Origin of the sequence: Sorangium sp. So ce426 (genome assembly GCF_051475585.1) — a bacterium.
In the GTDB taxonomy this organism is placed as follows: Bacteria; Myxococcota_A; Polyangia; order Polyangiales; family Polyangiaceae; genus Sorangium; species Sorangium cellulosum_B.
The window spans coordinates 4,285,382-4,298,653 of record NZ_CP150341.1 but is presented as its reverse complement, the minus strand read 5'-3'; the positions used below and the strand labels follow the sequence as shown (position 1 = coordinate 4,298,653).

General features: G+C 71.3%; 10 protein-coding genes. 5 read left to right on the top strand and 5 right to left on the bottom strand.

All coding sequences use genetic code 11. The annotated features are described in order from the left end of the window. Nucleotides 1-26: 26 nt before the first annotated feature. The 4 genes from WMF44_RS16075 to WMF44_RS16060 form a co-directional block, all read right to left on the bottom strand. Nucleotides 27-2,120, bottom strand: a complete 2,094-nt coding sequence (locus WMF44_RS16075; protein ID WP_437299990.1) for an ATP-dependent DNA helicase — start codon at nt 2,118-2,120, stop codon at nt 27-29. Between the two features lie 10 nt (nt 2,121-2,130). After that, complete coding sequence (locus WMF44_RS16070; protein ID WP_437299989.1) at nt 2,131-2,556, bottom strand: hypothetical protein; 426 nt, start codon at nt 2,554-2,556, stop codon at nt 2,131-2,133. Nucleotides 2,557-2,683: 127 nt separating this feature from the next. Then, nucleotides 2,684-3,067 (bottom strand): PilZ domain-containing protein, encoded by a 384-nt coding sequence (locus tag WMF44_RS16065; protein WP_437299988.1) that lies wholly within the window; start codon nt 3,065-3,067, stop codon nt 2,684-2,686. Nucleotides 3,068-3,188: 121 nt separating this feature from the next. Next, complete coding sequence (locus tag WMF44_RS16060) at nt 3,189-3,698, bottom strand: hypothetical protein (protein ID WP_012235598.1); 510 nt, start codon at nt 3,696-3,698, stop codon at nt 3,189-3,191. A gap of 129 nt (nt 3,699-3,827) precedes the next feature. On the opposite strand from WMF44_RS16060, the gene WMF44_RS16055 reads away from it, so the two are divergent. From WMF44_RS16055 to WMF44_RS16035, 5 genes are all read left to right on the top strand, one after another. Next, nucleotides 3,828-5,636 carry a peptidylprolyl isomerase gene (locus WMF44_RS16055; RefSeq protein ID WP_437299987.1) on the top strand — a complete coding sequence of 603 codons (1,809 nt, stop codon included), beginning with the start codon at nt 3,828-3,830 and terminating at the stop codon, nt 5,634-5,636. After that, the gene (locus tag WMF44_RS16050; RefSeq protein WP_437299986.1) at nt 5,633-6,928 is read left to right on the top strand and encodes a M16 family metallopeptidase; all 1,296 of its coding nucleotides are present in this window, start codon (nt 5,633-5,635) and stop codon (nt 6,926-6,928) included. The genes WMF44_RS16055 and WMF44_RS16050 overlap by 4 nt, the downstream gene beginning before the upstream one ends. Nucleotides 6,929-7,192: 264 nt before the next feature. Further along, nucleotides 7,193-8,305, top strand: coding sequence for an ArsR/SmtB family transcription factor (locus WMF44_RS16045; RefSeq protein ID WP_437299985.1), 1,113 nt, complete (start codon nt 7,193-7,195; stop codon nt 8,303-8,305). Beyond that, nucleotides 8,295-9,611 (top strand): adenosylhomocysteinase, encoded by a 1,317-nt coding sequence (gene ahcY / locus WMF44_RS16040; RefSeq protein ID WP_437299984.1) that lies wholly within the window; start codon nt 8,295-8,297, stop codon nt 9,609-9,611. Before WMF44_RS16045 ends, ahcY begins: the two co-directional genes overlap by 11 nt. 46 nt (nt 9,612-9,657) lie before the next feature. Then, nucleotides 9,658-11,727: a bifunctional aldolase/short-chain dehydrogenase gene (locus tag WMF44_RS16035; RefSeq protein WP_437299983.1), complete on the top strand. Its 2,070-nt coding sequence runs from the start codon at nt 9,658-9,660 to the stop codon at nt 11,725-11,727. Between the two features lie 19 nt (nt 11,728-11,746). On the opposite strand, the gene WMF44_RS16030 is transcribed toward WMF44_RS16035, so the two are convergent. Further along, complete coding sequence (locus WMF44_RS16030; RefSeq protein ID WP_437299982.1) at nt 11,747-13,252, bottom strand: MATE family efflux transporter; 1,506 nt, start codon at nt 13,250-13,252, stop codon at nt 11,747-11,749. Nucleotides 13,253-13,272 lie beyond the last annotated feature (20 nt).

Here is a 13,272-nt window from a genome sequence, read left to right as displayed (position 1 = left end):
GCCTCGCGGCCCCTTCGCGCCGCGCCTCACGTCCGCGCCGGCGCTCCACCTCGCTCCGCTTCCGCGTCGGCCGCGCGGGCCGCCCAGAAGGCGCGCACGTCCTCGATGCGGTCGGTCCGGCGCGCGTCGGGCAAGCTGTCGAGCAGCACGCGGCCGTAGCCGCGCGTGCGGATCCTCCGGTCCAGGATCGCGACGATGCCGCGATCGGTGCGCGCGCGGATCAGCCGGCCGAAGCCCTGCTTCAAGGTGATCGCGGCCTGCGGCACGCTGTAGGCGATGAACGGGTTGCCGCCGCCCTGCTCGATCGCCGTGCACCGGGCCGCGACGACGGGATCGGTCGGCACCGCGAACGGGAGCTTCTCGATGATCACGAGGCGCAGGGCCTCGCCGGGGACGTCCACCCCTTCCCAGAAGCTCATCGTCGCGACGAGCACCGCGTGCCGCTCTGCGCGGAAGCGGCGGAGCAGCGCGCCCTTCGGCGCGTCCCCCTGCACGAGCAGCGGGGCCTGCCGCCCCGGAGCGCCGCCGTTCGCCCCGGCCACCGCCGCGGCGCGCCCGAGCCGGGCGCGGAGGGCCGCGGCGAGCGCGTTCATGGCGCGGATCGACGTGCAGAGGAGGAACGCGCCGCCGCCCGTGATGCCGATGAGCTCGGCCGCGCGATCGGCGGCCCGCTCGACGAACGCCGCGTCGGTCGCCTCGGGGAGGTCGCGCGGCGTGTAGAGCAGCGCGGCGGTCGGGTAGTCGAAGGGCGAAGGGACCTCGAGCTCGTCGACAGGGACCGACACGTCCTCGTCGAGGCCCATCCGCGAGCGGAGGAAGCGGAACCCCGCCCCGGCGGAGCCGCCCGTCGTCAGCGTGGCGCTCGTCAGCACCACGGCGCCGATCCGCTCGAAGACGTGCTCGCGCAGCATGTCCCCGACATCGACCGGCGACGCGCCGAACGAGACGGCGCGGCCGCGCACCTCGACCCACGTGACCTGGTTCGTCGCGGGGTCGACGATCCGCGCCGCGTCGTCCCGCAGCTGCGCGGCGCGGTTGCCGACGAGCTGCACCGCCTCGCTGATCGCGTTCGCGCTCGCGTACGCCGCGAGCGCCTCGAGGTGGTCGTCGAGGCGGTGGTACGCGTCGAGCAGCTCGCCGGACCAGGCGTCCCTCGCGAGCGGGCTCCGGGCTTCGCCGCGATCCCCGCCGCCGGCGGCGCCGCCCAGCGACGCGAGCCGATCGAAGAGCGCGTCCGCGGACTCGCGCACCACGGCCGTGATCGCCGTCCCCTCGCCCCGCCCGAGGATGCGATCGGCGAGGCCCGACGCGATGAAGGCCCGGTCCGCGTCGCGCAGCATCGAGTCGACCCGCGCGCGAGAGACGCGGACGCCGAAGAAGCCCGTCGCGATGTCCTCGAGCTGGTGCGCCTCGTCGAAGATGACCGCATCGTACGGCGGGAGCGCGCCGGCGCCGGCGAAGCCGCGGCGCGCTCCGGCGATCTTCAGCGCGAGATCCGCGAAGAAGAGGTGGTGGTTGACGACGAGGAGGCGCGCCGCCTCGCTGTCGCGCTTCATCCGCGTGACGAAGCACCTCTCGAAGTGCTCGCACGAGGCGCCGAGGCGCGTCTCGCTGGACGACGCGACCTCTCGCCAGAGCGGATCCCCCTCGGCGAGGTGGGCGAGCTCCGCGACGTCGCCCATCTCGGTCTCCTGCGCCCAGGCCTCGATCAGCGGCAGCGAGCGCCCGGCGATCCCGGCGCCCGCGCCGGGGCTGGTCCGGAGCTCGCTGAAGCGCCGCAGGCACAGGTAGTTGCCGAGCCCCTTCACCAGCGCCGCGCGCGGATCCAGCCGGAGGTGCTCGGCCACGAGCGGCAGGTCCTTCGTGTAGATCTGGTCCTCGAGCGCCTTCGTCGCGGTCGAGACGACGACCTTGCGACCGCTCAGGATCGCGGGCACGAGGTAGGCGAGCGTCTTGCCCGTCCCGGTGCCCGCCTCGCAGAGGAGGATGCGGTCCTCCGCGAGCGCCCGCTCGACGGCGCTCGCCATCGCCACCTGGCCCTGTCGGTCCTCGTACCCGTCGAGGCCGCGCGCGAACGGGCCCGAGGGCCCGAGCAGGCTCGCGGCGCGGTCCAAGGGCATCGCGTACCGCTCAGCGCGGCAGGGCGGTCTTCTCCAGCGAGAGGGCGAACCCCACCTCGCTGACGGCGAGCTCGAGCGACGCCACGCGCTTCTCGAAGTGGACCTCGCACCACGTATCGAGCGTCCGCTCGGCGTCGCCGGGGTCGCGGACGTGGCGGAGGGCGGCCTCGGCCTCGGCGTAGCCATGCGCCACGGCGGACTCGGCCATCCTGCGCGCCCGCTCGAAGAGCTGCTCGTCCGCCGCCCCCGGGAAGTCGTTGCGCTGGGCGCGCACGACGAACCCGACCCGCAGCGGCTCGGCGCCCACGACGATCCCCGAGTCCATGAGGAGGTTCTCCCGCACCCGCTCCGCGACCTGCACGGCGTCGCCCCGGGTGCGGTAGACCTCGAATCCGGCCTGGAGCAGGGCCTTCTTTATCTCCGCGGGTGTCGGCATCTTCCGCTGGTTTCCGGCTACCCCCAGCTGTCAGCAGGAACATCCATCGCAAAATTGCGGGTGCCTCGTCAAGCCGACAGCGCCGACCAGGTGTGGCGCTCTGGCGCGCCGGCGCGCCCCCGTGGGCTCAGGAGCTCGATCGCGGCGACCTCGAGGGGCCTCCTTCCAGGCCCCCCAGACCGTTGATGCCCTCCCGATCCTCCAGACCATCAAGGAAACACACCCCGACGATCGATCCATCGGGCTCGTCCTGGACCCACATTATCCTACCTGGACGCGGGCTTCTGCCGTCGAGCCAGACCGTCAGCTCGGTACCGGGATCGAGTGAATTTTCTATCACCACCCTGAGCCCGCCGACGCTCACGTTCAGCGTCCAGCCGGCGACGGCGCGCTGGCCGGTCTCCAGGCGTACCCGTTCGCTCAGCTCGCGGCGTGGGCTCCTGCGACGGTTGGCCAGGACCTCAGGTGGAATCTGGAGTGACGGGGGAGTGAGGGTTCTGCGTCGAATCACGAAAGAAAATTACAAGCACACGCCGTACCCGGGGACAGAAATGTGGGCTCCGGTCGATATTCAGTATGGACGGGAGCGGCGTTCTGCGCGGTGCACGAGGGTGCGCCCTCGACGGCGGCCCTCAGTGCGCGTCGGCGTGATCGGGCTGGTGGCCGGAGCCGTCGCTCGGCTCCTCGAAGACGGAGACGGGCTCGAGCAGGGAGAGCTGCTCGCGCTTGATGCCTACGCCCTTGTCGGAGAAGAAGAGGTCGTTCTCCTGAAGCCGCGAACGCACACGGGCGATGAACAGGATGGGCATGCCTGCCTGCGTGTACCCGAGCTGCACGAGCGTGCCCTTCGGCCAGTTGCCGCCGTCGAACGCGAGCTCCTTGCGAAGCGTGTAGAACCCTTCGGCGGGGAGGCGCTGCAGGGAGTCCGCCCACGTCGTGCCCCGGAACGCGACGGCAGGGCCGTGGAAGTGCCAGCGGTTGTGAACGTTGTGGTCGGGCGTCGTGACCGTCGGCAGACCGTTGTCCGAGTGGTTGTGGAAGGAGACGATGGTGCCAGCAGGCACCTTGTCCTCGTTTCCGGGGAGCGGCTTTGTCGTCAGGTAGAGGCCGCAATCAGGGAGGTGTGACTTCGAGCTTGCCATGGCATCTGCCCCTAGCCCCGCTCCCGACCGCCGTAAAGACACGCCGTCGACGCTGTGCTATGCCGCGCCAGGCCAAGGCGGGAGGCCGCTCGAAGAGCGAGCGGCGCACGCCCCGGGAGCGAGCCCTTCGTGAACAGACTGAGCCAAATCTTCGGCGCCGCCATCATCATCGCGATCGCCGTCGTCTTCATCGTCGAGTTCCGCCCGAGCGCGGGCCCCGTGCAGTCGGCCGCGAGCACCTGCGCCGTCGAGGTCCGAGGCAGCTGCATCTCCTCGCTCGACTTCAACGCGTCCAGAAACCTGCTCGCGATGCGGAGCCCCGACGAAAACCGCCTCCGGGCGATGGGTTACCGGCGGCTCACGGCGGAGGGGCTCTATGAGCGGTGGCTCCTCAACGAGGACGCGAAGCGCCTCGGGATCACCGTCTCGGACGACGAGCTCACGGGCGAGCTCGTGGCTGGCAGGGTGCATGTCTCGCTCCCGGCGGACAAGATCCGCCAGGTCGGTTACGCCCTCAGCCTCCGGGAAGACCTCATTCGCTACCTGGACGTCCGCAACCGGCAAACGAAGAAATTCGACAGCAAGCAGTACGAGAAGCAGATCCGGAACATCGCGAAGATGAGCCCCACGGACTTCCGCGATTACCAGCGGAAGGAGCTCATCGCCGCCCGGATGCGCGACCTCATCCGGGCGCGGGTCCGGGTCGGCGAGAACGAGGCGTTCGAGCAGTTCTCGCGCGAGAAATCCACGAGGACGCTCGCCTATGTGCGCTTCGACCGGCGCTTCTACAGCGATCTCATCGTGGACACGTCGGAGAAGGCGATCCAGGCCTGGGCCGACAACAACAAAGAAGAGCTCGACAAGGCCTGGGAGGGGCGGAAGGCGCAGTATCAGCCCGAGTGCCGCGTCGCCCGAGTCCTCGCGGTCGAGGTGAGGCCCGAGGAGGCCGAGCAGGGGCCGGAGGCGGGCAAGGCCGCCGCGAAGGCGCGGATCGAGGGCGCGGTCCAGCGCCTCAAGAAGGGCGAGAGCTTCGCCGACGTGGCCCGCAGCGCGAGCGACGATCCGAGCGCGGCGCGCGGCGGCGAGCTCGGATGCGTGGCCAAGGGGCGCCTGAGCAAGCCTGTCGAGGACAAGCTCTTCGAGATGAAGGCGGGCGATGTGTCGGACCCCATCGAGACCGAGGACGGCTTCCACGTGATCAAGCTCGAGCAGATCGCGAAGGACGCCGAGGCCGAGAAGATCGGCCGGCAGGAGACGGCGCGCGACCTCTACATCGCCCACGAGTCGGAGCGGCTCGCGGCCGAGGCCGCGAAGCAGGTGCTCGCCGCCGCCGCGGGCGGCAAGTCGCTGGAGGACGCGCTCGCCGCGTACATGGCCCAGCTCACGCCGGCGAACTCGAAGGAGGGTGGCGCCGCGCCGGGCGCGAAGGCTGGCGGCGGGGCCGCCGCGGCGAAGCAGGACGGCAACAAGGACGCGGGCGCGAAGGAGGGTGGCCAGGCCGAGGCCGGGGAGGCGCGAGCTCCCTACACGATCGCGACGCACCCGAACCGGCCCACCGTCGAGACGAGCCTGCCGTTCAACGTCTCCGGCTCACCCATCGCCGACGCGAGGGACAGCACCGAGGCCGCGCGCATCGCCTTCCAGCTCGACAAGCCGGGCGACCTGCCCAAGGACGTCGTGGCGCTGGCGAACGGTTATGCGGTGATCCAGCTCAAGGAGAAGACTTCTGCGAGCCAGGAGCAGTGGGACAAGGATCGCGAGTTCTATACGTCGGCCATGCGCGCCGCGAAGCAGAACGACGCGCTCATCGGGTACGTGCGCCGGCTGAAGTCGACGATCGGCAGCGAGGTGAAGTACGACCAGAACCTCCTCAAGGAGTCCAAGCCAGCCGAGGACGGCTCCGGCGAGCCGCCGCTGCCGCTCGAAGAGGGGGAATGACGTCGCTCCCCCTGCGTGACGCGCGCGACGTCGTCCTCTCGAACGGCCTCAAGGTCGTCCTCGTCCCGCAACCGCACGTCCACCGGGCGGTCGCCTCGCTCTACCTGCGCGTCGGCTCGCGGTTCGAGAGCCAGCAGAACAACGGGATCTCTCACTTCCTGGAGCACATGGTGTTCCGGGGGACGCCGACGCTGCCGACCGCGCACGCGCAGGCGCTCGCCTTCGAGCGCCTCGGAGGGACGCTCTACGCGGCGACCCACGTCGACCACGGGGTGATGAGCATCTCCGTGCCGCCGACGAACCTCGATCCGGTGCTCGCCCTGCTGGGCGAGGTGACCACGTCGCCCAGCTTCACCGCGATCGAGGTCGAGCGCGGCATCGTGCGCGAGGAGATCCTCGAGGACCTCGACGACGAGGGGCGCGACATCGACGCGGACAACAACGCGCGCGCGCTCATGTACGAGCGACACCCGCTCGGGTTCACCATCACGGGCGACATCGAGGCGCTCGATCGCTTCGACGAGCCGATGCTGCGCGCCCACCACGCCCGGCACTACACGACGGCGAACGCGGTGCTCTGCCTCGCGGGGCGGCTCGATCCCGAGGCGTGCGCGCGGGCCGCCGAGCGGCACTTCGGCGCCATGCCGCGCGGCGAGCAGGTGCCCGCCGCGCCCCCGCCCAACGGGCAGAAGAAGCCGAGGTTCCGCTTCATCGAGAACCAGTCGAGCCAGACCGATCTGCGGATCGCGTTCCGGGGCGTGAGCGAGCGCGATCCGCGCGAGCCCGCCGTGGAGATGCTGCTCCGCGTCCTCGACGACGGCATGTCGACGCGGCTGTACGAGCGGATCTGCGATCGGCTGGGCCTCTGCTACGACGTCTCGGGGATGTTCGAGGCCTACGAGGACGACGGGGTCGTCGACATCGCCGCGGGCGTCCAGCACGACCGCGCGACCGTGGTGGTCCGGGAGATCTTCGCGTTGCTCCGCGAGCTCGCCGAGGTCGGCCCGCGCGAGGACGAGCTCGCCAAGGCGCGCGACCGCCACCTCTGGTCGGTGGAGGCGATGCTCGACGACGCCGAGGCGACCGCCGGCTTCCATGGGCTCGCCGCGCTCGCCGACATCACGCGCACCCCGGAGGCGCGGCACGAGGAGCTCGCCCGCGTCAGCGTCGCCGACGTGCGCGACGCCGCGCGCGCGCTGTTCCGACCGGAGCGCCTCACCGTGGTGGCCGTGGGCCTGCTCCGCTCCTCGGAAGAGGCGAAGCTGGAGAAGGCCGTCCGCTCGTTCGGTTGACCCAGCGCGAGCCAGGCGCCGCGGCGCACCACGACAGCGGCGATCGCAGAAGAAGCGGAAGGAGCCCGGAAGGAGGCGGCCGCTGAAGGGCGCCCCCCGTGCGCACCGCTGGCCACGGCTGCCCGCCGCACGGGAGCCTGCCTCGGCGCGCGAGCCGAGGTGCCCGGGCACACATGTCAGCCGGGCTCTCGAGGCGAACCGGACGCGTTCAGGGCCTTGCTCAAACTATTTGCATCTATGCGCATCAACACATATACATGAGCCATGGTCTCGGTCACAGAGACGCCGGCTCAGCCGGAGGAGGCGGTGGCGCGGTGCGAGCTGTACCGGCTGCTGGCGGATCCGGTGCGGGTGCGGCTCCTCGGCCTGGCCGCGGCGGAGGAGCTCGCCGTCGGAGAGCTGGCCGAGCTGCTCCGCGAGGGCCAGCCGAAGATCTCGCGCCACGCGGCCGCGCTCCGTGAAGCGGGGATCCTGCTCGCCAGGCGCCAGGGGACGTGGACGCTGCTCCGCCTGGATCCGCGCGCGACGACCGATCCCGTCGTCGACGACGCGGTGCGCGCGGGCCAGCGCGCCTGCGCGGCGGACGGGACGCTCGCGCGCGTCGAGGAGGTGCTGGCCGCGCGCGACGCCGAGACGCGCGAGTTCTTCGCGCGCGGCGGGCGGCCGTTGCGCCCGGGGCCGCCGGCCGAGCTCGCCGCCTACCTCGCGGCGCTCGCGCCGCTCCTGCCCCATCGGCGGCTGGCGGTCGACGCGGGCACCGGCGACGGGGCGCTGCTCGAGGTGCTGTCGCCCGTCTTCGATCGCGTCGTCGCGCTCGATCGCGCGAGCGCGCAGCTGCAGCTCGCCGGGGAGCGCCTGCGGCGGCGCAGCCTCGAGAACGTCGAGCTGGTGTGCGGCGAGATCGACGGGCCCGAGGTGATCCGGGCCGTGGCGCGCGCGCTCGGCGGCGATCCTCCGGAGGCCGGCGAGGCGCTCTCCGGGGGCGCCGACGTTGTCTTCGCGGCGCGCGTGCTGCACCACGCGCCTCAGCCGGCGAAGGCGATGCGCGCGCTCGTCGAGCTCGCGCGGCCGGCCGCGCCCGGCCGCGGCGACGGCGCTCACGCCCGCGGGGGCGCGGTGTGCGTGCTCGACTACGAGGCGCACAACGATCAGGCCCTCCGGGAGCAGGAGGCGGACATCTGGCTCGGCTTCTCGCCGGGCGACCTCCGAGGGCTCGCCGAGGAGGCCGGGCTCTCCGGCGTCGAGCTCCGGCGGCTGCCGTCCGCATGGCAGGGCGAAGGCCCGGATCGACACCTGGTTTGGCAGCTGCTCGTCGGCTGGCGCGGCGCGCGCTCAAGCGCATTCACCGAAAAGGCAAAGGGACACCATGACTGCTGAGAAGAAGCTCTCCTACAAGGTCGCCGACATCACGCTCGCGGACTGGGGTCGCAAGGAGATCCGCATCGCCGAGAAGGAGATGCCCGGGCTGATGGCGCTCAGGGCGGAGTACGGCCCGACGCAGCCGCTCAAGGGCGCGCGCGTCGCCGGATGCCTCCACATGACGATCCAGACAGCGGTGCTGATCGAGACGCTGGTGGCCCTCGGCGCGGAGGTCACCTGGACGAGCTGCAACATCTACTCGACGCAGGATCACGCGGCGGCGGCGATCGCGGCGGCCGGCATCCCGGTCTTCGCGTGGAAGGGCGAGACCCTCGAGGAGTACGACTGGTGCATCGAGCAGCAGCTCTACGCCTTCAAGGGCGGCAAGGGGCCCAACATGATCCTCGACGACGGCGGCGATCTCACGATCGTCGCCCACGAGAAGCACCCGGAGCTCTTCACCGGCGCCGACCCGATCCGCGGGCTCTCCGAGGAGACGACGACCGGCGTGCACCGGCTCTACGAGATGCACCGCGCGGGCAAGCTGAAGGTGCCCGCGATCAACGTCAACGACTCGGTGACCAAGAGCAAGTTCGACAACCTCTACGGTTGCCGCGAGTCGCTGGGCGACGGGATCAAGCGGGCCACCGACGTGATGTTCGCCGGCAAGGTCGCCGTCGTGTGCGGCTACGGCGACGTCGGCAAGGGGTGCGCGCAGTCGCTGCGCGGCCTGGGGGCGCGCGTGATCATCACCGAGATCGACCCGATCTGCGCGCTGCAGGCGGCGATGGAGGGCTACGAGGTGAAGCGCCTCGAGACCGTCGCCCCGGTCGGCGACATCTTCGTCACGGCGACCGGCTGCGCCGACGTCGTCCGGGCGGAGCACATGATCGCGATGAAGGACGAGGCGATCCTCTGCAACATCGGGCACTTCGACTCGGAGATCCAGATCGCGTGGCTCGAGAAGAACCCCGAGATCAAGGAGGAGAACATCAAGCCGCAGGTCGATCACTTCGTCTTCCCGGACGGCAAGCGGCTGATCGTCCTCGCGCGCGGCCGGCTCGTGAACCTCGGGTGCGCCACCGGCCACCCGTCGTTCGTGATGTCGACCTCGTTCTCCAACCAGGTGCTCGCGCAGATCGCCCTGTGGACCGAGAAGCACACGATCGGCGTCCACCTGCTGCCGAAGAAGCTCGACGAGAAGGTCGCGGCGCTGCACCTGCCGAAGCTCGGGGTCGAGCTGACCCAGCTCACGACGGAGCAGGCGAAGTACCTGGGCGTCCCCGCCGAGGGCCCCTTCAAGGCCGAGAACTACCGCTACTGAGCGGCGGGCTTTCGGCGCCTCCGCCGCTGGGGTAGGCGGCCGATCGATGGATCCTCGCCACAGCAAGGACGAAGCCCAGCGCCACCTCGACACCTACGCCTCGACCTGGGGCGAAGATCTCGCCCTCCGCGTCTACACCTCCCGCCTGCTCGGCGCCGATCCGTCGCTCGTCCTCCACGGGGGCGGGAACACGAGCGTCAAGAGCACGGCCGTCGACCTGCTCGGCGATCGCGTGGACGTGCTCTTCATCAAGGGCAGCGGGTGGGACCTCGCGACCATCGAGCCGCGCGGCTTTCCGGCGTGCCGCCTCGCGCCGCTCCAGCGCGCTTGCGCGCTCGAGGCGATGACCGACGAGCAGATGGTCGCGCTGCTGCGCGGCCAGATGCTGGATCCGGCGAGCCCGACGCCGTCGGTCGAGGCGCTGCTGCACGCGATCATCCCCGCGAAGTTCGTCGATCACACGCACGCGGACGCGGTGCTCGCGGTCATCGATCAACCCGGCTCGGCCGAGGTCGTCCAGGCGATCTACGGGGACGGCGCGCTCTTCGTGCCGTACGTCATGCCGGGCTTCGCGCTCGCCCGCCGCGTCGCCGAGCTCGTCCGGGAGCGCCTCGCGGGAGGGGCGCTCCCGTCGCTGATGATCCTCGACAAGCACGGCGTCTTCACGTGGGGAGACACCGCCGAGGAGAGCTACACGCGCATGATCGACGCCGTGACGCGCGCCGAGCGCTACATCGCCGAGCGCAGCGTGATCGCCTCGCACCCCACGGTCGTGGCGGATCCGGACCTCCGGGCCGCCATCGGGCCGGTCGTCCGCGGGGCGCTCGCCCGCGCGTCGGGGCGCCCCTGGGTCTGCACGCTCCGCACCGGCCTGGAGCTGCTCGCGTTCTGCGCGCGCGACGATCTGGCCAGGGTCTCGCAGATCGGCTGCGCCACGCCGGATCACGTCATCCGCACCAAGGCGCGGCCGCTCGTCATCCACGGCCACGACATCGCCGACACGGCGCGCTTCCGCGCGACCGTCGAGCAGGCCATCGCCAGGTACGTGGACGAGTACCACGAGTACTTCCGCCGCTCCTGCGCGGCGCGGGGCGTCGTCCGCGACGAGCTCGATCCGTTCCCGCGGGTGCTGCTGTTCCCCGGGGCGGGCGCGCTGTGCGTGGGCGGCACCCGCGCCGAGGCGGAGATCGTCGCGGACGTCTACGCCCATACCGTCTCCGTGATCGAGGCCGCCGAGGCGCTCGGCGGGTACCAGCCGGTCCCGGAGCTCGATCTCTTCGACATGGAGTACTGGAGCCTCGAGCAGGCGAAGCTGAAGCTCGGCGCGGGGCAGCGGGGCCCGCTCGATCGGCGGATCGCGCTGGTCACGGGCGCCGCCTCGGGGATCGGCCACGCGACGGCGGCGGCGTTCCTCGCAGCGGGAGCGCACGTGGTGCTGGCCGATCGCGACGAGGAGTCGCTCGAGAAGGCCGCCGCCGAGCTCGGGGGCCGCTACCGCGGCCGCTGCATGAAGGTCGCCTGCGACGTGCGCAGCGAGGCGAGCGTGCACCGCGCGTTCGCGCAGAGCGCGGCGCACTTCGGCGGCGTCGACATCGTCGTGTCGAACGCCGGCCGCGCGTTCTCTGGATCCCTCCACACGTCCGAGGGGCACGAGGCCCTGTGCGCGTCGCTCGAGCTGAACCTGCTCGGCCACCAGAACGTCGCCCGCGCGGCGGCGCGGGTGCTGCTCGCGCAGGGCTCAGGCGGCGCGATCCTGTTCAACGCGTCGAAGAGCGCGTTCAACCAGGGGCCCGATTTCGGCCCCTACGGCGTCGCCAAGGCGGCGCTCGTCTCGCTGATGCGCCAGTACGCCGTGGACCTCGGGCCTCAGGGCATCCGCGCCAACGCCGTGAACGCCGACCGGATCCGCACCGCGCTCTTCGGCGCCGGCTTGCTGGAGGCGCGCGCACGCGCCCGCAACGTCTCGGTCGACGACTACTTCCGCGACAACCTGCTCCGGCGCGAGACCACCGCGGCGGACGTGGCGCAGGCCTTCCTCTACCTCGCGACCGCCGAGGCCACGACGGGCTGCGTCGTGACCGTCGACGGCGGGAACGCCGCCGCTTTCCCCCGCTGAGCCGGTCGGCTCAGCGCCCCTACGCGCTCGCCCCGCCGCCGCCCTCGCCGAGCGCGGCCTCGTCGAGGGGCTTCTGGGCGTCGAGCCGGATCTTCTTCCAGTCCCCCGAGCGGAACTTCCACACCATGATCGCGGCGAGGAGGACCACGTAGACGACGCCGGCGCCCCAGATGCCCATCAGGCCGAAGCCGAGCGTGATGCCGAACAGCCACGCCAGCGGGACGAGGCAGGTGAAGTGCAGGATGAGCTCCACGACCATCACGAACATCGTGTTTCCCGCGCCGAAGAGCGCCTGCGTGAGGATCATGCCGACCGCGACGAGCGGCGTGCAGATGCCCATGATCTGGAGCGGCCGGAGCGCCGCGGCCTGGACGAGCTCGCTGCTGCTGGCGAACGCGAGGATCTGCGGCGCGAAGATCGCCTCGAGCAGGCCGACGACGCCGAAGATCGCGAGCCCCAGCCGGACGCTGGTCCAGCCGAAGCGCGCGGCCTTGTCGCCGTCCTTCTCGCCGAGCGACTGCGCGACCAGCGTCGCCGTCGACGTGCCGAAGGCGAGGCAGGCGGTGAACGTGAGCTTCAGGATCCCGACGATCACCGTGGTCGCGGCGCCGTACACCGGCTCGGCGCGGCCGCCGGGACAGAGCGGCGAGACGACGCCCGCCGGCGCGACCTGGTCGAGCTTGCTGGCGATCGCGTAGAAGAGGGCGAAGCCCGTCATGATCGCGACGGTCGCGACGGCGCTCGGGATCGACAGCCGGAGGATGGACCAGACGAGCGGGGCCGACAGCTTGCTCGTAGCAAACGGGCGGTAGCGGCGCCGGTACTCCGGCAGGAGCGCGTACCCGAGCATGATCGCGAGACCGACGTAGGTCGAGATGAAGCCGGCCATGCCCGCGCCGGCGATGCCGTACTTCGGGATGCCGAGCGAGGCGTTGCCGAAGATGAGCAGGAGGCAGAGCACGATGTTCAGCCCGTTCATCGCGAGGGCCGAGACCAGGTGGATGTGCGTCTTGCCGATCCCGTCGAAGAACGCCTTCAGCGCGAACGTCGCCGCCATCGACGTCACGCCGAGCAGGCGCCAGCCGAGGTAATCGAGCGCCGCCTGCCGCGCGTCCGGCACCTTGATGATGACGGACAGGATGTACGGCATCGTCAGGTACCCGATCGCGGAGAACACGACGCCGGCGACGATCGCGAAGAACAGGGCGTTCGCGAGGACCGCGCCGGCGTCCCCGGGGCGATTCTCGGCGAAGCGGCGCGCCGTGAACGCCTGCGTGCCGACCGAGATCGCGCTGAGCGAGCCGCCGAACAGCCACAGGACGATCAGCGACGGCAGGAGCGCCGCGTGCGCGTTCGAGGACTCGGGGCACGGCAGGTGCGCGAAGAAGACGATGTCGACCTCGTTGACGATGCTCTGGGTGAGCATCGCCGCCACGGTCGGCAGCGCGAGCCGCAGGATGGCGCGATGGGGTGGGCCCGAAGTAACGGCGTTCGAACCCGGCGCGGACAAGGCGATCTGAGCCATCGCAGGCTGCGCGGTATACA

What these genes read in the sequence shown, in the direction of transcription:
- WMF44_RS16050 (WP_437299986.1), top strand. Translation starts at nt 5,633, where the DNA reads ATGACGTCGCTCCCCCTGCGTGACGCGCGCGACGTCGTCCTCTCGAAC.
- WMF44_RS16030 (WP_437299982.1), bottom strand. Translation starts at nt 13,252, where the DNA reads ATGGCTCAGATCGCCTTGTCCGCGCCGGGTTCGAACGCCGTTACTTCG.
- ahcY (WP_437299984.1), top strand. Translation starts at nt 8,295, where the DNA reads ATGACTGCTGAGAAGAAGCTCTCCTACAAGGTCGCCGACATCACGCTC.
- WMF44_RS16070 (WP_437299989.1), bottom strand. Translation starts at nt 2,556, where the DNA reads ATGCCGACACCCGCGGAGATAAAGAAGGCCCTGCTCCAGGCCGGATTC.
- WMF44_RS16045 (WP_437299985.1), top strand. Translation starts at nt 7,193, where the DNA reads ATGGTCTCGGTCACAGAGACGCCGGCTCAGCCGGAGGAGGCGGTGGCG.
- WMF44_RS16075 (WP_437299990.1), bottom strand. Translation starts at nt 2,120, where the DNA reads ATGCCCTTGGACCGCGCCGCGAGCCTGCTCGGGCCCTCGGGCCCGTTC.
- WMF44_RS16035 (WP_437299983.1), top strand. Translation starts at nt 9,658, where the DNA reads ATGGATCCTCGCCACAGCAAGGACGAAGCCCAGCGCCACCTCGACACC.
- WMF44_RS16060 (WP_012235598.1), bottom strand. Translation starts at nt 3,698, where the DNA reads ATGGCAAGCTCGAAGTCACACCTCCCTGATTGCGGCCTCTACCTGACG.